General features: G+C 57.4%; 21 protein-coding genes and 1 pseudogene. 14 read left to right on the top strand and 8 right to left on the bottom strand.

Annotated elements, in window-relative coordinates:
* The first annotated feature begins 122 nt into the window (after positions 1-122).
* On the top strand, positions 123-2,408 hold the full coding sequence (locus ACR0LF_RS14630; protein ID WP_480581369.1) for an adenosylcobalamin-dependent ribonucleoside-diphosphate reductase: 2,286 nt from the start codon (positions 123-125) through the stop codon (positions 2,406-2,408).
* 169 nt (positions 2,409-2,577) lie between these two features.
* Positions 2,578-3,075: an alpha/beta hydrolase family protein gene (locus ACR0LF_RS14625; RefSeq protein WP_480581371.1), complete on the top strand. Its 498-nt coding sequence runs from the start codon at positions 2,578-2,580 to the stop codon at positions 3,073-3,075.
* A 148-nt stretch (positions 3,076-3,223) separates the two neighbouring features.
* On the opposite strand, the gene ACR0LF_RS14620 is transcribed toward ACR0LF_RS14625, so the two are convergent.
* Entirely contained in the window at positions 3,224-4,171 is a 948-nt protein-coding gene (locus tag ACR0LF_RS14620; protein ID WP_480581373.1) for an alpha/beta hydrolase, read from the bottom strand.
* Positions 4,172-4,289: 118 nt separating this feature from the next.
* Here ACR0LF_RS14620 and ACR0LF_RS14615 point away from each other — a divergent pair, with 118 nt between their 5' ends.
* The 6 genes from ACR0LF_RS14615 (at position 4,290) to ACR0LF_RS14590 (ending at position 8,647) form a co-directional block, all read left to right on the top strand.
* A complete protein-coding gene (locus tag ACR0LF_RS14615) occupies positions 4,290-4,880 on the top strand; it encodes a TetR/AcrR family transcriptional regulator (protein WP_480581375.1) in 591 nt (196 codons plus the stop codon).
* Between the two features lie 3 nt (positions 4,881-4,883).
* Complete coding sequence (locus ACR0LF_RS14610) at positions 4,884-5,771, top strand: helix-turn-helix transcriptional regulator (RefSeq protein WP_480581377.1); 888 nt, start codon at positions 4,884-4,886, stop codon at positions 5,769-5,771.
* A 112-nt stretch (positions 5,772-5,883) separates the two neighbouring features.
* Positions 5,884-6,837 carry an alpha/beta hydrolase gene (locus ACR0LF_RS14605; RefSeq protein WP_480581379.1) on the top strand — a complete coding sequence of 318 codons (954 nt, stop codon included), beginning with the start codon at positions 5,884-5,886 and terminating at the stop codon, positions 6,835-6,837.
* Positions 6,838-6,891: 54 nt separating this feature from the next.
* Positions 6,892-7,386, top strand: coding sequence for a nuclear transport factor 2 family protein (locus ACR0LF_RS14600; protein ID WP_480581380.1), 495 nt, complete (start codon positions 6,892-6,894; stop codon positions 7,384-7,386).
* Between the two features lie 32 nt (positions 7,387-7,418).
* A complete protein-coding gene (locus ACR0LF_RS14595) occupies positions 7,419-7,943 on the top strand; it encodes a nuclear transport factor 2 family protein (protein ID WP_480581382.1) in 525 nt (174 codons plus the stop codon).
* An 11-nt stretch (positions 7,944-7,954) separates the two neighbouring features.
* Positions 7,955-8,647 (top strand): SDR family oxidoreductase, encoded by a 693-nt coding sequence (locus ACR0LF_RS14590; RefSeq protein ID WP_480581384.1) that lies wholly within the window; start codon positions 7,955-7,957, stop codon positions 8,645-8,647.
* 145 nt (positions 8,648-8,792) lie between these two features.
* On the opposite strand, the pseudogene ACR0LF_RS14585 reads toward ACR0LF_RS14590, so the two are convergent.
* From ACR0LF_RS14585 to ACR0LF_RS14560, 6 genes and pseudogenes are all read right to left on the bottom strand, one after another.
* A pseudogene (locus ACR0LF_RS14585) lies at positions 8,793-9,002 on the bottom strand (tyrosine-protein phosphatase); the annotation flags it as partial.
* 330 nt (positions 9,003-9,332) lie between these two features.
* The gene (locus ACR0LF_RS14580; protein ID WP_480581386.1) at positions 9,333-10,400 is read right to left on the bottom strand and encodes an agmatinase; all 1,068 of its coding nucleotides are present in this window, start codon (positions 10,398-10,400) and stop codon (positions 9,333-9,335) included.
* A 12-nt stretch (positions 10,401-10,412) separates the two neighbouring features.
* Positions 10,413-11,765 (bottom strand): aminotransferase class III-fold pyridoxal phosphate-dependent enzyme, encoded by a 1,353-nt coding sequence (locus ACR0LF_RS14575; protein ID WP_480581387.1) that lies wholly within the window; start codon positions 11,763-11,765, stop codon positions 10,413-10,415.
* Positions 11,762-12,070 carry a hypothetical protein gene (locus ACR0LF_RS14570; RefSeq protein ID WP_480581389.1) on the bottom strand — a complete coding sequence of 103 codons (309 nt, stop codon included), beginning with the start codon at positions 12,068-12,070 and terminating at the stop codon, positions 11,762-11,764. Before ACR0LF_RS14570 ends, ACR0LF_RS14575 begins: the two co-directional genes overlap by 4 nt.
* 3 nt (positions 12,071-12,073) lie before the next feature.
* Entirely contained in the window at positions 12,074-12,238 is a 165-nt protein-coding gene (locus tag ACR0LF_RS14565) for a hypothetical protein (RefSeq protein ID WP_480581391.1), read from the bottom strand.
* Complete coding sequence (locus tag ACR0LF_RS14560) at positions 12,225-13,073, bottom strand: IclR family transcriptional regulator (RefSeq protein WP_480581393.1); 849 nt, start codon at positions 13,071-13,073, stop codon at positions 12,225-12,227. The genes ACR0LF_RS14565 and ACR0LF_RS14560 overlap by 14 nt, the downstream gene beginning before the upstream one ends.
* Positions 13,074-13,163: 90 nt before the next feature.
* Here ACR0LF_RS14560 and ACR0LF_RS14555 point away from each other — a divergent pair, with 90 nt between their 5' ends.
* The 6 genes from ACR0LF_RS14555 (at position 13,164) to ACR0LF_RS14530 (ending at position 20,619) form a co-directional block, all read left to right on the top strand.
* On the top strand, positions 13,164-14,111 hold the full coding sequence (locus ACR0LF_RS14555; protein ID WP_480581395.1) for a tripartite tricarboxylate transporter substrate-binding protein: 948 nt from the start codon (positions 13,164-13,166) through the stop codon (positions 14,109-14,111).
* 71 nt (positions 14,112-14,182) lie between these two features.
* Positions 14,183-14,722 (top strand): tripartite tricarboxylate transporter TctB family protein, encoded by a 540-nt coding sequence (locus ACR0LF_RS14550; RefSeq protein WP_480581396.1) that lies wholly within the window; start codon positions 14,183-14,185, stop codon positions 14,720-14,722.
* A 7-nt stretch (positions 14,723-14,729) separates the two neighbouring features.
* Entirely contained in the window at positions 14,730-16,253 is a 1,524-nt protein-coding gene (locus ACR0LF_RS14545; RefSeq protein ID WP_480581398.1) for a tripartite tricarboxylate transporter permease, read from the top strand.
* The gene (locus tag ACR0LF_RS14540) at positions 16,219-17,703 is read left to right on the top strand and encodes an aldehyde dehydrogenase (protein ID WP_480581400.1); all 1,485 of its coding nucleotides are present in this window, start codon (positions 16,219-16,221) and stop codon (positions 17,701-17,703) included. Before ACR0LF_RS14545 ends, ACR0LF_RS14540 begins: the two co-directional genes overlap by 35 nt.
* 24 nt (positions 17,704-17,727) lie before the next feature.
* Entirely contained in the window at positions 17,728-18,963 is a 1,236-nt protein-coding gene (locus ACR0LF_RS14535) for a Tm-1-like ATP-binding domain-containing protein (protein ID WP_480581402.1), read from the top strand.
* Positions 18,964-20,619 carry a sulfatase-like hydrolase/transferase gene (locus ACR0LF_RS14530; RefSeq protein WP_480581404.1) on the top strand — a complete coding sequence of 552 codons (1,656 nt, stop codon included), beginning with the start codon at positions 18,964-18,966 and terminating at the stop codon, positions 20,617-20,619.
* 236 nt (positions 20,620-20,855) lie between these two features.
* On the opposite strand, the gene ACR0LF_RS14525 is transcribed toward ACR0LF_RS14530, so the two are convergent.
* Positions 20,856-21,077, bottom strand: coding sequence for a hypothetical protein (locus ACR0LF_RS14525; protein WP_480581406.1), 222 nt, complete (start codon positions 21,075-21,077; stop codon positions 20,856-20,858).
* Positions 21,078-21,222 lie beyond the last annotated feature (145 nt).

Genomic DNA, 21,222 nt, shown 5'->3' with positions numbered 1-21,222 from the left:
CCACAGAGTCGTCCCGAGGCTCATCTTTATATTGTAGCTCGCTGTACGTTGTCATCAAGGTGTTGTGGTGAAGGTGTGAGTTGGGATAGTCTGGATACCTCTTTCAAGACAGGGAATCACCAATGAGCCGCTTTGCCGCCCCCATTGCCGAGCAGATCTGGGATATGAAATACCGCTTCAAGCAGGCGGATGGTACACCCATCGACCAGACGGTTGAGGATTCGTGGCGCCGCATCGCACGCGATCTGGCAAAGGTCGAAAAGGACCAGGGCCACTGGGAGCAGCAATTTTACGAGGCGCTGGAAGATTTCAAATACCTGCCTGCGGGCCGCATCACAGCCGGTGCTGGCACCGCGCGTCAGGTGACGCTGTTCAACTGTTTCGTCATGGGTACCGTGCCCGATAGTATGGGCGGCATCTTCGACATGCTGAAAGAGGCCGCGCTGACCATGCAGCAGGGTGGGGGGATCGGTTACGATTTCTCAACCATCCGCCCCCGTGGCGCGGATGTGCATGGTGTTGCCGCAGATGCTTCGGGCCCACTGTCGTTCATGGACGTGTGGGATGCGATGTGCCGGACGATCATGTCTGCAGGCTCGCGCCGGGGGGCGATGATGGCGACCATGCGTTGCGATCACCCGGATATCGAACAGTTCATAACCGCGAAGTCCGACCCGGCCCGTTTGCGCATGTTCAACATGTCGGTTCTGGTGACCGATCCCTTCATGGAGGCTGTCAAGGCCGGCGGATCGTGGGAGTTGGTGTTCGGCGACAAGGTCTATCACACCGTTCAGGCCCGCGATCTATGGAACAAGATCATGCAGGCCACCTATGATTACGCCGAGCCGGGCGTGATCTTCATTGACCGGATCAACCAGGCCAACAACCTCAGCTACGCCGAAACCATCGCGGCGACCAACCCCTGTGGCGAGCAGCCTCTGCCGCCCTACGGCGCGTGCCTGCTGGGCTCGATCAACCTCGCCCGGCTGGTGGCGGAACCGTTCGAGGACACGGCGCATCTGGACGAGGACGCGCTGCAGAATCTGGTCTCCACGTCTGTTCGAATGATGGACAACGTGGTGGATGCCTCGAAATTCCCGCTGCCGGAACAAGCTGCCGAAGCGCAGGCCAAGCGCCGTATTGGGCTGGGTGTGACGGGGCTGGCCGATGCGCTGCTGATGTTGGGCCTGCGCTATGGCTCGGACGAGGCGGCGCGCCAGACCGAGCGCTGGTTGCACGCAATCGCCCGCGCCGCATATCTGGCGTCGGTCGACTTGGCGAAGGAAAAGGGGGCGTTCCCCCTGTTCGATGCCGAGAAATATCTGGCCAGCGGCACGATGCAGAAGATGGATGAGGATGTACGCGACGCCATCCGCGAGCATGGCATCCGCAACGCGCTGCTGACTTCGATTGCGCCGACAGGCACCATTTCGCTCTATGCCGGGAACGTATCTTCGGGGATCGAGCCTGTCTTTGCCTATGCCTACACCCGTAAAGTGTTGCAGAAGGATGGATCGCGCACCGAGGAAGAGGTGGTGGACTACGCCGTGCAGATGTGGCGCGACAAGTTCGGCGAAAAGGAGTTGCCCGAATTTTTCGTCAACGCGCAAACATTGTCCCCGTCCGATCACGTCAAGATGCAGGCCGCCGCGCAGAAATGGATCGACAGCTCGATCTCAAAGACGATCAACTGCCCCGAGGATATCAGCTTTGACGCTTTTAAGGACGTCTACATGCAGGCCTGGGATCAGGGATGCAAAGGCTGCACGACCTATCGCCCCAACGACGTGACCGGATCGGTTCTGACTGTATCAGAAAGCGCCGACGCGGCACCGGGTGAAAATCCCGCCGCGCCGCACGAGGTGGACGGTGGCGAGGTTGTTTACATGTCCGAACCGCTGGACCGCCCGCAATCGCTGGAGGGTTCAACCTATAAGCTGAAATGGCCAGACAGCGAGCATGCTATTTACCTGACGATCAATGACATCGTCATCGGAGGCCGTCGTCGCCCGTTCGAAGTGTTTATCAACTCAAAGAACATGGAGCATTACGCGTGGACGCTGGCGCTGACCCGAATGATCTCGGCCGTATTCCGTCGGGGCGGCGACGTGTCTTTCGTGGTAGAGGAATTGAAAGCCGTGTTCGACCCACGTGGCGGGGCCTGGGTCAAGGGCAAGTACATCCCATCCATTCTGGCGGCCATCGGCGGAGTGATCGAACAGCACCTGATCAATATCGGTTTCCTGGAAGGCGAGGGAATGGGTCTGAAGGCCGACCCTCAGGCGCAAGTCGTCAACATGGACGCACCGCGCGGCAAGGCCTGCCCGTCTTGCGGACAATTCGAAATGGTTATGATTGAAGGATGCATGACCTGCCGAAGCTGCGGTCATTCCAAGTGTGATGGTTGAGACCTGATGTAAATTGCTGTGACGCGTCACGCGACATGACCGAAACGTTTCTATAGGTCATTTTGGCTGGTGATATGAGAAAACGGCCTCGGATTTCTTCCGGGGCCGTTCGCAAATTTAACCGCACCGGTGAACAACGATTGCGCTGGGCTGAAGATGTTACTTGGTCTTGGCACAAAGATCGGCCGAGGGTATTCGCTGCCGTTGCGATGAACACAAAGATGTTCTGGCGGCTTTCAACTACTTCAAATCTCAGGACAAGTTGAAAGACATGAAAATCGGCCTGTTCAATCTATGTACCAGTGACAACGCCGCGATGTACGCAATGACGGAAAACCCAGAATATTTGGAAGATGTGAAAGCGTTTGTTTGCGCGCAGCCCGCGTCCATCACTATCTTGTCGAAGGTGTCGTTGGACTCCATGGGGTTGGGCGCGTTCCACGATATTCTGGGCGAAGAGATTGAGAAATTCAGAGGCGTGCCCTTGGACAAAATGACCCCTCATCTTCACACCAAGAACGTCACCATGCCGACCTACATTGTGCAAAACAAGGATGACGTCTGGACGATCCCCGCAGACGTTCAGACCACTTGTGATCTGATCCCGGGCGAAGACGAGAAGCTACACAGGATCAAGGACGGCGATACGCGGCGCTTTATTGGTTGAAATTTCTTCGGTGATCACCCTGAAACTTTGGTCGAATTCTTCGACAAGCACATGCGGTGACGGCAAAGCCCTGAGGGTGCTGTCAAGCGATCCTGCATTTGACCAATCAAATTGGCAGAGGTCACGGAATGACCTCTGCCTAATCTGGTTATCTGCCAAAGAATTCGGCCACAGCGTCCGTCGACGCTTTTACCGCCTCGGGCTTGTAGTAGAAGTCCACATGGGAGAACTCATCAAAGGCCAACTCCTCGTGCTCATTCGTCAACTTCTCCACAAACTGAGTTGAGCAAGGAGCCGTAAATGCCGAACTGCTATAAATAGTGAGAGACGGCTGCACGATCTTGTCTGCATAGGCTTCACCGATGGAAATCAGCGACTGCATGGGCTGATCGCCGATGTGCAGGTTTGTGAAAGTCGCAACCGCAACCGGACCTTTTGCACCATCTCGACCGTAGTAGTCATAGGTCTCGCCAGCCATTGCCGGATAGGCGGCCGCGTCAACGAACTCTTCCCGGGACATTTCGTCGTTCAGTCCGAACGGCGCGACGTAATCCGGCTCACCAGTTTCATACATCTTTTGCGTTGACGTATTCGCGGAAGCGATCAACTGTTTCGCTGCATCACGGTCGGTCCATTGGAATCCATCGGCTGCCATCATGCCGGAGACCATGGCGATCTTCTTGATCCGATGATCGGTCACAGCAGCGGACGCGATAATCGAGCCACCTTGGCATACGCCCAAGCCATAGATCTCATCGACGAACGGAAGCGTGCCCAGGTAAGACACTGCGTCCCATGTGTTTTCGATCAGACGGAACATGTAGCGCGACTGTTTGTGCTCCCTGGGCAGCGCAGGGGAAGAACCCATGCCGAGATAGTCGAAACCGAGGTAGATGAAGCCCCGCGCTGCCATTTCGGGGCCGTAAGTGGCCGGGATCTGATCTTTGACCTGCGGGAACGGGCTTGCGCCAACGATGGCTTTGTAGGTTTTGGCCTCATCAAAGCCGTCGTGAAGGTAAAGGTCACCCGCCAAATCCACGCCAAAAGATTTGAATGTGACTTCGTTTTTGCCAGCGTTGAAGCGTCGAGTTGTCATGGTCTGGTCCTTTCAAGGTCAGGCTGCATTGCACCTTGCTAAAGTAAATCGTTGTGTTTACTTATGGTGAAGGAATGATGTTTGTAAACACATCTTTTTACTTTTTGAGGCGAAAACCGTGAAACGTACGGAAAAGAAACGAAAAGATATCATCGATGCAGCCATCGACGAGTTCCGTGAGCAGGGGTTTCTGGGGGCAAAGACCACTTCAATTGCCAAAAAGGCGAACGTATCGAGTCGCACGCTCTACAATCACTTCGAAAGCAAGGAGGCCCTTTTTGAGGCGATCTCACAGATCATGCTGGAGCAAAACCGGAGCATGGAGCCAGTGCCCTATGATCCGGGTCGTGACTTCGTCGAACAATTGAAGGAAGCCTTATGGCGCTACATTGGAGTAATCACTGATGAGACCGCCATCGGGTTAAATCGAATGGTCATCTCAGAATTGATCCGTGACCTTGATCGGTCCCGGCAATTCTTCAGTGAAACCGCAACACATGATTACCCAATAACGAGGTTGATCAGCGAAGCCATGGACGCAGGTGTAATCCGAAAAGCTGATCCGGTTTTTGCCACCAACCAGCTTCTGGCTCTGGTGAAAAACTTCTTCTTCTGGCCGGAGTTCTTCCTCGGAGAGAACCCGACGCCCAAAGATGTATTGGACGATTGCGTCGCGATGTTTCTGGCGCACTACAAGCAGGACAAGTAAAAAGTGCCCTCAAAATACGTCGACATATACCCTTCGGACCCGCTGCTGAACAGCGATGCGATGGCGCGTCCTTCGGCGGCGGGGCTGATGTCTGTGCGGTATTTTCAGGCCGAACCGGATCAGATGCCAGAAGAGGTGTTTGAAGAGCATCATGTGCTTCTGAACCTCAATCCCAACGCGCATCGCGTGCAGAATTGGCAGGATGGCGAACTGCGCGATTTCACGTTTCTCATGGACGAGATTGTCGTCACACCGGCTGGGATGCGATCTGGCTGGCGCTGGTATGAGAAGTCGGATGTGATCGTGATCACTCTAGACCCAGCTAAGGTAGAGCATTTTGCGCAGTCCGAGCTTGGTATATTGCTTGATCCCCAGCAATTTCGGGATTTACCGCAGTTTTCCGACCCTGACCTCTGCGCCGCTGGTGTCATTCTGCGCGACGCGCTTGAGACCGACGATATGTCCTCGGCCGTGATGTTTGAGGCGATGAGCCGCGTGTTCCTGGTTAAGCTGCTTCAGAAATACGGAAAACGTCGCGCGGACGAGGTTGAGTTGTCGGCGCGCTTTACCTCGCGACACTATCAAAGCGTTCTCGCATACGTGCAGAACCGTCTGGACCAAACAATCACGGTTGACCAACTGGCCGCCGAAGCAGGGATGAGCTCGTCGCATTTTGCCCGTGTGTTTAAAGAAACGCTCGGATCTACACCCATGCAGTATGTCATGGCCTGTCGGATTGAGCAGGCCATCAAAATGATGGATGACGCAGAACGTCCGCTTGGTGACATCGCACTGGCCTGTGGATTCGCGGATCAGGCGCATTTCACACGCAGCTTCAAGCAAGTCGTGGGCCAGACCCCGCGCGCCTATCGAACAGCCAATTCCGCCTGAGCAGAATCCTTCAAAAACCCGGCAGTCACGTGCAATAATTCCTGTCACGGACGTCGTATCTCTTTGGTCATCGGGCTTGAGCCCAATCGAACAATCCAACGGAGATGCAGCCATGAAAACTCTCGCTCTCACCACCGCAGCCGCCCTGATGGCTTCGACCGCTGCGATCGCTCAGGTCGAAACGCGCACCGTGACCTTTGAAAACGAAGGCGCCATCCTGTCGGGCACGCTTTACCTGCCGGAAGAACGAGGTAACGCGCCGCTGCCGACTGTCGTCGTAACCGGCGCCTGGACCTCGGTACAGGAACAGATGCCCGCCAACTATGCCCGCGAGATGGCCGAACGTGGCTTTGCCGCCTTCACCTTTGATTTCCGCGGCTGGGGCAAGTCGGGCGATCTGCCAGGCAACGTACGTTTCGTCGAAAGCCCCGAAGCAAAAACTGCAGATATCCGGACAGCCTTTGAATTTGTCGCAACCTTACCAGAGGTCGATGCGGATCACATCAACGGTCTGGGGATCTGCGCTTCGGCTGGCTATATGGTCGATGCTGTGGCGGGCAACCCGCTCGTGGATCGTCTTGGGTTGGTGGCCCCGTGGCTGCAAAACAAAGAGATCGTCGAGGCAGTTTATGGCGGTGAGGAGGGCATCGCTGGCTTGATCGAAGTCTCGCACGCTGCAGAAGCCAAGGGCGGAGAGATCATTCCCGCGGCTGGTCCGGAAGGGGCGGAAGGCGTTCTGATGCCGATCGGAGGCTATTATTACGAAGCCGACCGTGGTGCGATCCCGGAATATGACGACAAGTGGAACAATGCAGGCTGGGAAGGCTGGTTGACATATCATCCTGCCGACAACCCGCAGCGTTTGGACAAGCCGCTGGCCATCGTTCACTCGGAAAGTGCCGCTATCCCGCAAGGTGTGCAAACCTTTCTGGCGGGCTTTGCCGGTGAGGCCACGGCACAGTGGCTGGAAGACGTCACCCAGTTCGACTTCTACGACAACCCCGAGGATGTGGCCCGCGCCGCCGACACCGTGGCAGACCATTTCCGCATCGGCCTTGATGGCTGAGTCAAAAAGTGCCGGGCCACGCTGCCCGGCATCCCCTTTCTTGGAGGAACCCCAATGATCCGCAAACTTCTCGCAACCCTTGCAACCTCAGCCCTGACTGGAGGCATTGCCATGGCCGAAACACCCGAAGACAACATGAAAATCGTCCAGGACTTCTTTTCCGCTTACGGCGCCAATGATCTCGACGGGATTGCCGCTGTCATGGACGAAAATGTGAAATGGCACATTCCGGGCCGTCACCCCCTTAGCGGCACCAAGAATGGCCGAGACGAAGTTCTGGCTTTTTTTGCACAGCTTGGTGTGGCCGGTTTCCAGGCCGATCCGATCTATTTTGGTGCTGATGACACTCATGTGGTTGATATCCACAGGGGCTGGTCCAATGCCGAAGGCAAGCCAAATGTCGATACGACCTGGGCGCTGGTTTACCGGATCGAGAATGGCAAGATCGTCGAGGCGACCAATCTCAGCGCCGATCAAGACGCCGCCAACACTTTCTTTTGGTCGCAATATCAGTTGGCTCCTGTGCCCGAGCGCTTGGCCAATGAATGAAGCGCTTTGCCATTCGATGAAAGGACACTGAAATGACCCGTGGACTTATCGCAACCCTTGCAACCGCAACCCTGATCGGAGGAGCCGCCATGGCCGACATGATCCCTGTTGACACCGCCAAAGGCATCAGCCGCGCAATCACTGACATCGCCGCCGGAGCCGACCGTCACGATTGGACCCGTGTACGCAGCGCCTTTGCCGACACTGTCACCACCGACTACACCGGATTGTGGGGCGGTGATCCCGTTACCCAGCCCGCCGACGAATTGATTGCTGGTTGGGTCGGTTTTTTGCCGGGGTTCGAGATCACCCACCACATGGTGACCAATCACGCAATCAACGAACTGACCGACACTACCGCCAAGGCCGAAGCTGATTTCACCGCCACCCACCGAATTGAGGATGGGTTCTGGGTGCTGGGCGGGCGCTACAGCTATGATCTGGTGAAAGACGGCATCGGCTGGAAAGTCACATCGATGACCATGACACCCCTATGGGAAACCGGCGATCGCGACCTTGTGGCTCAAGCTGGCGAACGGGCTGCTGCGAAAGAGTGAAAGGGATTCTAATGACCGAACAACGTATAGCTCTTGTGACCGGCGCCAATCGTGGCATCGGCAAAGAAGTGGCTCGTCAGCTGGCCAGTGATCACGGGCTGAAAGTCTTCGTTGGTTCACGCGAATTAGAAAAGGGACAAGCTGCGTCACAGCAGATCGGATATGAAGCGGAGGCTCTACAACTGGACGTGTCCGATCAGAATTCTGTCTCGGCCGCTTTTGCTCGAATCGCAGCAGAACATGGCCGTCTTGACATCCTCGTGAACAACGCCGGTGTAGATTACGACACGGATCAGCAGGCGCATACCGCCGATCTTGCCCGTGTTCACCGCGCATTCGAAACCAACCTCTTCGGCCCTTGGGCAACGACAATCTCTGCGGCGCCACTTCTGAAACGGGGCAACAGCGCCCGGATCGTGAACGTGTCTTCCGGGGCGGGGACGATGAACGGAATGTCCTCCGGCACACCAGGCTACGGTATCTCGAAAGCGGCTTTGAACGCGCTGACGCTGAAGACCGCAGCGGAATTGAAACCGCACCACGTACTTGTCAATGCGGTCTGCCCAGGCTGGGTGGCGACAGATATGGGTGGTGGCGGTCGCCCGGTGTCTGAAGGTGCCAAAGGGGTCGTCTGGGCGGCAATGCTTACTGATTCCGGCCCGACAGGCGGTTTCTTTCGAGATGGGGAACCCATTGACTGGTAAGATCAGCCAGTCGCCATATGTTTGATCAGCTTCCTGACCCGCATCGGCAACAGGCGAAAGCCAGCATTGGCTCGATAACCTGGATGACTGTTTTGTCCGCACTGCTGACTTTCAGAAACGTTTCGTCGAACCACAGTGGTAGAATTTACTCATAGACCACAAGGGGCATGATCTTGGTAATATCTGCCAGGTCTGACCGGATCGGAAGGTTGATGTAAAAATTTGCCGTCGGCGGATGTTTGTTGGGGTGCGAGGTCAGTTCTTCGACCGAGCGCAAATCCACAATCGTTTCGATTCCGATCCCGGCCAGATCCGCAATGGCCTGCCCGCTCAGCGCATCAAGCTGATCAGATCGGAAAAATGTGTTGGGCTAAATGCGGTTGTCCGGTTTTGAAATTTCGCGAAAGTTCTCCAGCCTTTCGAAGGGATGCGAAACCTCTAAGGTTTCGCAATCTGCTGGCAGGTCGACAATCATTTGGGCATCACAAGGGTTGGGTTATGCATGGGTCGGTATTGCCAAAGTCACCAGACTTTAGACCGCGTTACCAAAACGGAATGCAATTCCGACCTTCATAACATCACCTCGCAACTGCTCGGTTCAAATGCTTCTCAGGTCTCAAGTTTCAATATCGACCGGTGCAATTCTGTCGACCGGGCAAAGGGTAAATTGCCTCGCCGGTGTGACTCAGCTGCGCCGGGACCGTGCGTCTGCAAGAACGCAGAGCAGTTCCCACATCATCCGACCGCCGACCATGGCGGTCACGCCGGTCTGATCGAACGGAGGGGACACCTCGACCACGTCGCCACCGACCAGATTGGCCCCCTGAAGCCCACGCAGGATTTTCTGGACGTCCAGCGGGGTCAGGCCGCCCACTTCGGGCGTACCGGTGCCGGGCGTGTAGGCGGGGTCGATCCCGTCCACGTCAACCGAAACATAGGTCGGGCCGTCGCCGATGATCTTGCGGGCTTCGGCGATGACGGCATCAACCCCCATATCCGAAAACTCTGTCATGTCGATGACGCGCATTCCGGTGGCGTGGCTAAAGCCCCAAAGCACGGCTGCCGAGCCGCGGATGCCGATCTGGATCGTGCGCTCAGGGTCCAGAACACCCTCAATGGCGGCGTTGTAGAACGGCCCGCCATGGTGAAAGCGCGATCCGTCCATCGGACCCAGCGTATCCGCATGGGCATCGATATGGACCATGCCGACCGGTTCGTCCGCACCCAGAGCCTTGATGATCGGATAGCTGATCGAATGGTCGCCCCCGGCCGACAAGGGCATCACATCGGCTGCAACCATCCGGTTGAAATAGGTGATCATGTCCTCGACACCCAGGTTGATGTCATAGAGGCTGCGGAAGCCAACGTCGCCCAGATCCGCTATATTGCACAGGTTGAACGGTGCAATCCGGCTGGTTTCGTGAATCGGTGGGCCATTGACCGCCAGATACGACATTTCGCGCATCTGCTTGGGGCCAAAACGGGGGCCGGGGCGGTTGGTCACGCCAATATCGAAGGGCACACCGACGAGGCCGATATCAACACCCTCGAGAGTGTCGGACCGCAGAGCATTCATCAGCGTCGCCTCACCAGCAAAACGTGGCGGAGGAGGCAGTTCACTTTCCGCCGACTCTCCCTGAGATTCGCGCGAGCTTTCGCGCAGGTAAGCCGCCAGTTCGGGCTCCAGATACTCGGTGAAGTCCTTTTCGGCAAGCGCCTGAATACGCGCCAGCTTTTCGGGGTTCATAGGCATGGTAATCCGTCCCTACAGCGCTGCAAAACCGGCATCTATGGCCGAGAGAATATCCGACACGTCCTGTTCCGAGACAATCAGCGGAGGCGACAGGATGATGTTGTTGCCGGAAACACGCAGCATCACGTTGTTCTCATAGGCGACGTCAAAAATCCGGGCCATTGTTTCACCCGAGGCAGGTGCCTTGGCTGCCGGGTCAGAGACGGCCTCGACAGCGGCCATCAATCCGTGGCCTCCGCGCACGTCACCGATGGCCTCGTACTTGGCCTTCAGCTCCTTGAGACCCGCGAACAGCTGATCCCCCCGGGCGGCGGCATTGGATGCAACGTCGATGCGCTTGGTCTCTGCCAGACAGGCGATGGCAGCGGCGGCGCCGACCGGGTGGCCGGAATAGGTATAGCCATGGCTGATCGCACCTGCGCCCGTGGTGTCGTTTTCGAAAACCTCGGTCATTTTGTCGCCGATCAGCACGGCCCCGAACGGAAAATAGCCATTGGTGACCGCCTTGGCGGTCGACATCATATCGGGCTGCACCCCCCACAGGCGCGCGCCTGACCATGCGCCGGTCCGGCCAAAGGCGGTGATCACCTCGTCGGAAATCAGCAGGATACCGTATTTGTCACAGATCTGACGCACCATGGGCATGAAGCTGTCATGCGGCGGGATCACGCCGCCCGCGCCCAGGATCGGCTCCATGATGAAGGCGGCGATGGTTGACGGATCCTGAAACTTGATCTCGTCTTCCAGTGCAGCAGCACAGAGCTGTGCCAGTTTGGCCGGATCGGTTTCGTTGAACGGGTTACGATAGGTGTAAGGCGCCGGGATGTGGAAACATCCGGGCAGCAGCGGTTCATACGCAGTACGGAACTTGTTGTTGCCGTTGACCGAAGCCGCGCCTGTATGGGTGCCGTGATAGCCCTTTTTCAGCGAGAGGTATTTGGTCCGGCCCGGTTCGCCGCGCAGCTTGTGGTACTGGCGTGCCAGGCGCAGGGCGCTTTCGACCGAATCCGATCCGCCGGACGTGAAAAACACCCGTTTGATGCCTTCCGGCTGGAAAAACTCGCAAAGCTCATAGGCCAGTTCAATCGAAGCGTCATTCGTGGTGCCGCGGAAGGTCGAGTAATAGGGCAGGGTATCCAGCTGAGTTGAAATCGCCTGCTTTACAGCATCGTTGGAGTAACCCAGATTGACGTTCCACAGACCGCCGACTCCGTCGATCGTCTCGTGCCCGTCAATATCCGTAATGCGCACGCCGGATGCTCCGGTGATGATCTTGGGCGGGTTCTTTTGCGCCTCGGCCGGGTGGGTCATGGGCTGCCAGAACTGGCGCGCGTTGTTTTCCTTGATAAAATTTTCGGTTTTCACAGTGAAATCTCCTCTGACAAACCAAGCTTTGCGAATGCTTCGGCATAGCCTTGGGCAGGGTTGCGGACATCAAAATGGACGGTTTTCATTCCCACGTCGGCCGCGTTGCGTATGTTGCGCAGTTGATCGTCAATTAAGACGTCGAAATTTGCCATGAACGGCAGTTTGGCGCCCGCCTGATGGGCCGCGTCGCGCGCGGTTTTGACGAAATCGGACATGCCTGTCCAATCCTGACCGACCAGTGCGGCGCCTTCATCCGTGCGCCCCAGCCAGTATTGCTGCTCGCTGATTTCATCCGCTTGCATGGATCACCACAAAGGATCGGTTTCTGGCGCAAAAGGCCCGCGCCAAACCAGTGCCCCGGGTTTCAATCCTAGTGCGGCTTCGGTGAGCGTATGAGTTTCGAGCAGGGTTTTGGTCACCACACCGCCGAAATCCAGCACCAAAGCCGAAATGGGGTCAGTTCGGCTCATTTTGTCTCCAGATTTCATCGAGTGAAGCAGGAATTTCACCACCGCAGGCCAAAGAGATCGCCTTGGCGGCGGGTTTGAGGTTTTCTTTGATCGTGGTCTGGAGCGCATCCGAAGATCGAGATCGCGGGAAGGCAACCGACACAGCCCCGATGCAGTCTTCCGACGGACCGAAAATCGGAGCGGCGACGCTGCAAACGTCAGATTCGTACTCACCGTCCGACCTGCCAAATCCCGTGGCCTCGGCAAGGGCCGTTTTTTCACGCACGTGCTGGGGTTCTGTCAAAGTCCCGTTTGTGACTGCAGGCAAAGGCTGGCTCAGCACTTCTTCGATCAGACTAGCTTCTGAGAAGGCAAGGATTGCGCTGCCTGATGCGGTTGCGTGTAACGGCAGTACTTCCGAAGGTTCGATCTCGACACGTGTTCCATGGTGGCGGGACTGACAAAAACCGGCAACAACCAGTTGATTACCCTGCAATAAGGTCACATGCGCGGTTTCGTGAACTGCATCAACCAATTGAGTCAGCGGCCCCGATACAGCCTGATTGATGGGCACGGTGGCCTCCCGGACATTTGCCAATCGTATGATTGTCGGTCCAAGCCGATAGAGTCTCGTGTGTTTGTTTTGTTCAACAAAACCGAGATTCAGCAATTCAACTAGAGACCGGTGAACCGCCGCTTTGTTCCTGCCGGACATCCTTGCCAGAGAAGACAAACCAATTTCGGGACGAGTCGTCGAAAAGTGATCGAGCAGCTGCAACGATTTGGAAGTTGTCCCCATGCCAGATTTTATCCTTTTGCTGGATGCCGCGATCCGATGATGATGAATACTTGACACAAACAACTTGTCATGGCAAGTGTTATTCGTGAAATGTGGTTCATTATTGTAACCGACTTCGGTACTCGATACCATCTATGGGAGGAACTCATGACTAAAATCGCTCAAAAATTGGCACTGGTAGCCCTGGGCGCGACGGCGCTGCTGGCAGGACCGGTTGCAGCTGAATATCCTGAAAAGCCTGTCTCGTTTGTCGTCCCGTGGCCTCCGGGTGATCTTGAGGATGTACTGACCCGCCTGATCGCTGAGGAGTTTCAGGAAACCTACGGTGTTCCGGCTGCCGTGGTGAATAAGCCCGGCGGTGGCGGCGGCCCCTTCCCCGGTGCCGTTTCAGTGGCAACTGCGCCAGCGGACGGGTACACCGTGGGTTCCTTCGTGATCGGTGTTCCGGTCATCGGGCCGGATATCGGCATTCCTGAACTCAACCCGAACCCGTTTGACCCGCTGGGTATTTTTCTGACCTATCCGTTCGTGATCGCGGCATCCAAAAACGACAACTATTCCAGCATGGAAGAGCTGGCGGCCTATGCCAAAGACAACGACGTAACGCTGGGCCACTTCGGTTCTTTCCTGCCGCCCACCAAGGTGACCTTTGCGCTGGCCAAGAATATGGGCTTTGATTTCGCGGCTGAAACTGCGTTCGATAACGTTGACTGTAACGTTCTGGCGTCGGGCGATGTAGACGTGATCAACACTACCATTCAGCAGATCAGCGCATGCCAGGACGATGTAGTGATCCTCGCATCGATTGGTGGTGAGCGCACCAGCCAAACCCCGGATGTCCCCACCGTTGCCGAAATCGACCCGTCGCTGCAACTGGCGCTTTGGAACGGGTTGTTCGTTCACAAGGATACGCCTGCGGATGTACGTGAAAAGATTATCGCGGTGGCGCAAAAGGCGCTGCAGTCGGATGAGGCCAGCGAACTGGCCGAACGGACTGGTGCGCTGATCTACTGGCAGGATGCCGAAGCGTCCAACGCCCAGATTCAGAGCGACAGGGACTCCTTCGCTGCCATTGAAAAGCTTCTGGGCGAGTAAACTGGTCAAGGCAAAGCGGGCGCCGGGATAATCCGGCGCCCAATTTTCATCTTCGGCGCGCGAGAAGGTACATGGTCAGGACAAAGACGCTTCAGCAGTTGTTTCAACGATACCGCAAACCGGGAGATCTGGTTTTCGCAATATTCTTTCTGGTGTTCTCGGTGGCGTTGCTGACGCAGCTGGGTGACCAGACCAAATGGGTGGCGCGCAAGTCGCTGTTTGTGCAGCCCCGGTTCTGGCCCGCTGTTGCGGTTGGTGGCATGGTTCTGTTCGGCACGCTGCATCTGATCGGCTCTTTCTGGTCCCCGCGCATCTACGGTCGTCTAAAGGAAATGTGGTTCTGGGCTCGGTCGCTCGAATACGTGGCGTGGTTCCTGATCTACGTTTATCTCGTACCAATCACCGGCTATCTGCCGACCACACTGGTGTTTTCGGTGCTGCTGGCTCTGCGTGTGGGGTATCGCGACAGCAAGATGCTGTTGGCGGCGGCCGGGTCCGGTCTGCTCATCGTCATCCTTTTCAGGGGCCTGCTTCAGGTGAAGATCCCTGGTGGTGCCATCTACGAGCACCTCCCCGATGGCATTCGTGCCTTCATGCTGACCTATATGTGAGGCCGACATGGACATCTTTCTCTCAAGCCTCGAGATTCTGGCCCGTTGGGATGTGATCGTTGCGCTGATGATTGGCTCCTTCGGCGGTGTCATCATCGGTTCGATCCCCGGCGTTGGCCCTGCGGTGGCAATTGCGATCCTGTTGCCTGCTACGTTTTCACTCGACCCGATCGTGGGTCTGATCATTCTGTTGGGCATATATGGCTCCTCGGCCTTTGGGGGCGCGATCCCAGCCATTCTGGTTAATACTCCGGGAACGGCGGTGAATGCCCTGACCACCTATGACGGTTATCCTATGACCAAGGCGGGGGACGGACGGCGGGCCTTGTCACTGGCCTATTTCTCGTCCTTCTTCGGCGGCATCTTCTCGGTCGTCGTGCTGATCCTGATGGCGCCGCTGCTTGCCAAGGTCGCCCCACATTTCGGCAGTCGAGAGATCTTTCTAGCGGCGCTTCTAGGTATAATCCTTGTCGTGCTGGCCCACCGAGGGCAGATCATGGCTGCCGGCATGATGGCCTGTTTCGGCATTCTTCTGGCGACCATCGGTCTAGAGCCCGTGAACTATTCTCAGCGCTTTACCTTTGGGCAGAGCTGGCTGAGTTCGGGCATGAATGTGATCGTTGTGGTTCTGGGTCTCTTCGCACTTAGTCAGGCGTTCCTGTTGTTGCTTGAACGTGACCATGCACCTGATGCCGCCAAGGTTGAGGGCAATCTGTTTGGCGGTGTGAAAGAGCTGATGGGGCACAAACGTGTGGCCTCTGTCTCGGCCAGCTTTGGGGTGCTGATGGGCATGATCCCCGGCGTGGGCGAATTCACTGCTCAGTTCCTGTCCTATACCTACGCGCAGAAAACCTCGAAAAAGCCCGAGCTGTTTGGAAAAGGTTCTCCGGAAGGTCTGGTAGCCTCGGAAACCGCCAACAACGCCGTGCCTGCCGCTGCAATGATACCGCTGCTGGCGCTTGGTATCCCCGGCGAGGCGCTTACGGCGATGATGTTGTCAGTGTTCTACGTGCACAACGTTCTGCCCGGTCCGCAGTTGTTCGAACAGCAGATGGATTTCGTCGTCGCGATCTATATTGCGCTGCTGGTGCTGAACGTACTGGTGCTGGGTTTCCTGATGGTGTCGACCAACAAGTTGCTCAAGGTTGTGCAGATCCCGACCCGGTTCCTCGGCGTGCTCATCCTGACGCTCAGCTTTGTAGGCGTGTACTCGCTGCGCAACTCGTTCACTGACTGTGTGATCGCCTCGGCCTTCGGCGTGTTGGGTGTGATCCTCAAGCGGCTGAATCTGCCCATCGTTCCGATCATTCTGGGCATGGTTCTGGGCGGCATCATGGAGACCAAGTTGCGCAGCGCAATGCCAAGGTTGAAAACGCCGTTGGACATGATCGACCGACCGATCTCCTTCATCATCTTCACCATCATCGTGGCGGTTTTGATCATCCACGTCCGGGTGCTGGTAATCGAACACCGCAAAAGGAACCAGACAGATGTCGATGACTCAGACAGACTTGAACGCACTACGCGCTGAGGTCATTCCCCCCAAAGGCCATTTCATCGACGGCCAGCAATCCGACGCCGCAAGTGGCGATAGTCTTGATGTGATCTCGCCCATCGACGGGCAGGTGATTACAACTCTGGCCGCTGGCAGCGCCGAAGATGTGGCCCGCGCGGTCGCCGTCGCCCGGCGCGCCTATGACCGGCGGGTCTGGGCCGGGCAGCCGCCTGCGGCGCGCAAGAAGGTGCTGCTGCGCCTGGCCGAACTGATCGAGCGCGAAGCGCTGGCAATCGCGGTACAGGGCGTGCGCGACAACGGGACCGAAATCGCGATGGCCTTCAAGGCCGAAAGCGGCTCGGCGGCGGGCACGTTCCGCTATTATGCCGAGGCCATCGACAAGGTCTATGGCGAGGTCGCCCCGACTGCGGAAAACGTGCTGGGCCTAGTGCATCACGAACCGGTGGGTGTGGTGGGTGCCATCCTGCCATGGAACTTCCCGCTGATGATCGGCGCATGGAAGATCGCGCCCGCGCTGGCCACCGGCAATTCCATTGTGGTGAAACCGGCCGAAAGCGCCTCGCTTTCAATCCTGCGGCTGGCGGAACTGGCCGTCGAGGCCGGCGTGCCCGAGGGCGTGTTCAACGTTGTCACCGGCAAAGGATCGGTGGTGGGCGAGGCCATCGGCCTGTCGATGGATGTGGACATTCTGGTCTTTACCGGATCGGGCGGCGTCGGCCGCCGCCTGCTGGAATACTCGGCCCGTTCAAACCTCAAGCGGTGCTATCTGGAACTGGGCGGCAAATCCCCCAATGTCGTGTTTGCCGACGTGAAGGATCTGGATCACGCCGCCAAGGTGTCGGCCAATGGCATCTTCCGTAATTCGGGACAGGTCTGCGTCGCGGGCTCGCGGCTGGTGGTCGAGCGCTCGGTCCACGATCAGTTTGTCGATGCGCTGATCCGTCATGCCAGCAAGCTGACGGTTGGTGATCCGCTGGATCTGTCCTCGGATGTGGGCGCGATCCACTCCAGAGTGCAACTTGAGCAGGATCTGGGCTTTGTCGATAAGGCCTTGTCCGAAGGCGCTGATCTGGCGTTGGGCGGCAAGCGTATTCTTGAGGAAACCGGCGGTTTCTACATGGAACCGACAGTCATTACCAATGTCGGCCGCAACGACACGCTGAACCAGCAGGAAGTGTTCGGCCCGGTTCTCGCGGTCAACACCTTTGAAACTGAGGAACAGGCCGTCGATCTGGCGAACTCTACCGTCTACGGGCTTGCGTCGGGTCTGTGGACGTCGGATCTGAGCCGGGCGCACCGGATGATCCGGCAGATTCGGGCCGGGGTTGTGCATGTGAACACCTATGGCGGCTCGGACAATACCGTGCCGCTTGGTGGTGTCGGTCAGTCCGGCAATGGCCATGACAAGAGCCTGCACGCGCTGGACAAATACCTTGATCTGAAATCAGCCTGGATTCAGCTCTGACTGAGTTCGGGCAGGGAGGACCACATGAGCGACAAGACAATCCTGATCGTCGGCACATACGACACCAAGGACGATGAGCTGAACTATCTGGCGGATTGCATCCGGGGGCAGGGTGGCGCCGTGCTGACCCTGGATGTCAGTGTTCTGGGCGATCCTTCGGCTCCCACGGATTACTCCAAACACGCAGTGGCCGAGGAAGGTGGATCATCCATTGCCGAGGCTATTGCTTCTGGGGACGAAAACACAGCCATGCAGATCATGGCGCGTGGCTGCGCAGCGCTGGTGTCGCGGCTCTATGACGAAGGTGTGTTTGACGGCATCGTCATTCTGGGCGGGTCCATGGGCACCGATCTGGCGCTTGACGCCACTGCCGCACTGCCTTTGGGCGTGCCGAAATTCATTGTTTCGACCGTCTCGTTCTCACCCCTGATGCCGCCTGCACGACTGGCGGCGGATGTCCAGATGATCCTATGGGCCGGCGGGCTCTATGGGCTGAACTCGGTCTGTAAATCCTCACTATCACAGGCGGCTGGTGCGGTTCTGGGCGCGGCGCGGGCGGTTGAGCTTCCGCAGCGCAGCAGGCCGTTGATCGGCATGACCAGCCTTGGTAAATCCGCTTTGCGCTATATGGTGCCGCTGAAACCCGCGCTGGAGGAGCGTGGATTCGAGGTGGCTGTGTTTCACGCCACCGGTATGGGCGGGCGGGCGTTCGAAAGCCTCGCCTCACAGGGGGCGTTCGCCTGCGTGTTCGACTTCTGTACGCAGGAACTGGGCAACCATGTACATGGCTCACGCGTATCCGCCGGACCGGACCGGATGACCAATGCAGGTGCAGCAGGCACGCCACAGATTGTGGCACCAGGATGTTATGATCTGGTCGATATCGTATATTGGGATGCGTTGCCCAAAAAATGGGAGAACCACCCGCGCCACGACCACAACCGGTTGATCCGGTCGATCGTTCTGAACAACGAAGAACGCCGTGAAGTAGCCCGCGCGCATTCTGAGCAACTGGCCAAATCCAGTGCCCCGACAACGTTGCTGATGCCGTTGCAGGGCTGTGGCGAGTGGGACCGCCCCGGCGAGGACCTAAATGACCCCGAAGGGTTGGCCGCCTTTATGGACGAGCTACGCCAGGCTTGCCCGTATAATGTCGAAAAGATCGAACTGGATTGCCACATCAACGATGCGAAATTTGCCGAAGTGGCGCTTACCATCTTTGATGATTGGGTGGCCAAAGGGATCGTAAGGTCGGAATAGATGACAAAAAAAGCTAAGAACATCCTGTTCATTATGTTCGACCAGCTGCGCTACGACTACCTTAGCTGTACTGGCCACCCCTATCTGGAAACGCCGCATCTGGATACGCTGGCCGCCAAGGGCGTGCAGTTTTCCCATTGCTACGTACAGTCGCCCATCTGCGGTGCGTCGCGGATGAGCTTTTATACCGGCCGCTACGTGCACAGCCACGGCGCGGCGTGGAACAACTTTCCGCTCAAAGTGGGTGAGGTGACGCTGGGCGATCACCTGCGCGAACGCGGCATGGACAGCTGGCTGATCGGCAAAACACACATGCAGGTGGATCAGGCCGGGATGGACCGCCTTGGCATTTCGCGGGACGGGGTGATCGGTGCGCGTGTGGCCGAGTGCGGGTTTGACGTTTTCATCCGCGATGACGGTCTGTGGGGCGAGGGGCCAGCCGGGTTCTATGACACGAAGCGTTCACCTTACAACGAATACCTCAAGACGCAGGGGTATGAGGAAGAAAATCCGTGGCAGCACCGGGCCAATGCCGGGCTGGATGAAAAGGGCAATGTGGCCTCCGGCTGGTTCATGCGCCACGCCGACAAACCCGCCAATATCCGCGAAGAGGACAGCGAGACACCGTGGCTGACCGGGCAGGCGATCGAGTTCATCGAAGCGCAGGACGCCAAGGGTGCCAGTCCGTGGATGTGTCACCTGTCATACATCAAACCGCACTGGCCCTATATCGTGCCCGCGCCTTACCACGACATGTATGGCCCCGATCAGATCCGGCCCGTGATCCGCTCGGACGCCGAATTGCAGGACGCGCATCCGGTCTATGAACAGTTCATGCAGAACGAGATCGGGCAGACCTTTTCCAAGCCGGGGGTGCGCGAAAAGGTGATCCCGGCCTATATGGGCCTGATCAAACAGGCCGATGATCAAATGGGCCGCCTGTTCAAATGGCTCGAGGACTCGGGCCATATGCAGGACACCATGATCGTTGTGACCTCGGACCATGGTGACTATCTGGGCGATCACTGGATGGGGGAAAAGGACCTGTTCCATGACCCGTCGGTCCGGGTGCCGCTGATCGTCTATGACCCGTCCGAACAGGCCGACGCAACTCGTGGTACAGTCTGTGACGCACTGGTTGAAAGCATCGACCTGGCGGCGACATTTGTCGATCTGGCAGGCGGAGATGTGCCGGACCACATCATCGAAGGCCGGTCGCTGTTGCCCTATTTGCACGGTGAGACCCCGGCGGAATGGCGCGAGTATGCGGTCAGCGAATATGACTACTCCGCCACGCCCGAAGCGGCAAATCTGGGTCTTGATCCCAAACACGCGCGTCTGTTTATGCTGGCCGACAAAAACTGGAAATTTGTCTTTGCTGATGGCGGGTTCCGGCCGTTGTTGTTCGATCTGGTCAATGACCCGGATGAGCTGAATGATCTGGGTGCCGACCCCGCCCATTCGGAAGTCGTCGATCTGTTCATGAAACGCCTGTCACAATGGGCCCGTCGTCCGTCGCAGCGCACCACTGTCAGCTCCGAAACCCTGTTTAACATGCGCGACAAGGGGGCGGAACAGGTCGGCATCTTTATCGGGATCTACGATGAACGCGAATTGCCGCACGATCTGATCGAAAAGACAATTACGCCCCGCTGACCGGCAGGGCGTAAGAAATCGCGGCGTAATCTACCATTTGGCAAGGATGTTGAATCGCGTGCCCTAGGGGTCTGTAACCGATTGCGGTGACAGTTCGGGTGCGCGCGACAGCAGCTTCCTTCCTTCAGCCCGGCGCTGCCATCGCCGCGCCTGCCGGTCTTTGCGGAGCAAGAGCAGAGGCGTCTCACCGGCTCCGAGGGTCGCGCTTTCCCCGTCTTTGGTCAGCAGCGACAGACCTAGAGAGCATATTGATAGAAATCGGCGACCAGATCCAGATCATTAACGACCAATGAAACATGGGAAATGGATATCGGCGCCTCAGCGCTATTCATGCGCGGTCCGGATGTAGGCGTTTGGGCAAAGGCGCGGGCAAATGTTGCATCGCTGATGACAGCGGCGCTGCTGAGGGCGGGGGTCATGAACATCCGCCGCGACGCGCGCATAGATTGCTGGGTCATACACTGAAACTCACACTGATGTTGATGTATTGGCGGTTGGTCCGGAGAAACCCCTCACTCATTCCATTTGAGTTTAAATTCTTCGCGGAAGGCGAAGCGTTCCAGATGCGCTTCGATCACCTTCTGCCAGCGGTTCAGGTCGCCG

The organism is Ruegeria sp. E8 (assembly GCF_056533985.1).
The sequence above is the reverse complement of the archived record's forward strand: the minus strand, read 5'-3'. Positions and strand labels throughout refer to the sequence as shown.

Excerpts from the sequence above, each read along its gene's own strand:
- ACR0LF_RS14525 (WP_480581406.1), bottom strand. The coding sequence starts at position 21,077 with ATGACCCAGCAATCTATGCGCGCGTCGCGGCGGATGTTCATGACCCCC.
- ACR0LF_RS14545 (WP_480581398.1), top strand. The coding sequence starts at position 14,730 with ATGGACATCTTTCTCTCAAGCCTCGAGATTCTGGCCCGTTGGGATGTG.
- ACR0LF_RS14570 (WP_480581389.1), bottom strand. The coding sequence starts at position 12,070 with ATGCAAGCGGATGAAATCAGCGAGCAGCAATACTGGCTGGGGCGCACG.
- ACR0LF_RS14550 (WP_480581396.1), top strand. The coding sequence starts at position 14,183 with ATGGTCAGGACAAAGACGCTTCAGCAGTTGTTTCAACGATACCGCAAA.
- ACR0LF_RS14530 (WP_480581404.1), top strand. The coding sequence starts at position 18,964 with ATGACAAAAAAAGCTAAGAACATCCTGTTCATTATGTTCGACCAGCTG.
- ACR0LF_RS14565 (WP_480581391.1), bottom strand. The coding sequence starts at position 12,238 with ATGAGCCGAACTGACCCCATTTCGGCTTTGGTGCTGGATTTCGGCGGT.
- ACR0LF_RS14555 (WP_480581395.1), top strand. The coding sequence starts at position 13,164 with ATGACTAAAATCGCTCAAAAATTGGCACTGGTAGCCCTGGGCGCGACG.
- ACR0LF_RS14620 (WP_480581373.1), bottom strand. The coding sequence starts at position 4,171 with ATGACAACTCGACGCTTCAACGCTGGCAAAAACGAAGTCACATTCAAA.
- ACR0LF_RS14590 (WP_480581384.1), top strand. The coding sequence starts at position 7,955 with ATGACCGAACAACGTATAGCTCTTGTGACCGGCGCCAATCGTGGCATC.
- ACR0LF_RS14595 (WP_480581382.1), top strand. The coding sequence starts at position 7,419 with ATGACCCGTGGACTTATCGCAACCCTTGCAACCGCAACCCTGATCGGA.
- ACR0LF_RS14605 (WP_480581379.1), top strand. The coding sequence starts at position 5,884 with ATGAAAACTCTCGCTCTCACCACCGCAGCCGCCCTGATGGCTTCGACC.
- ACR0LF_RS14535 (WP_480581402.1), top strand. The coding sequence starts at position 17,728 with ATGAGCGACAAGACAATCCTGATCGTCGGCACATACGACACCAAGGAC.
- ACR0LF_RS14600 (WP_480581380.1), top strand. The coding sequence starts at position 6,892 with ATGATCCGCAAACTTCTCGCAACCCTTGCAACCTCAGCCCTGACTGGA.
- ACR0LF_RS14540 (WP_480581400.1), top strand. The coding sequence starts at position 16,219 with ATGACTCAGACAGACTTGAACGCACTACGCGCTGAGGTCATTCCCCCC.
- ACR0LF_RS14630 (WP_480581369.1), top strand. The coding sequence starts at position 123 with ATGAGCCGCTTTGCCGCCCCCATTGCCGAGCAGATCTGGGATATGAAA.
- ACR0LF_RS14580 (WP_480581386.1), bottom strand. The coding sequence starts at position 10,400 with ATGCCTATGAACCCCGAAAAGCTGGCGCGTATTCAGGCGCTTGCCGAA.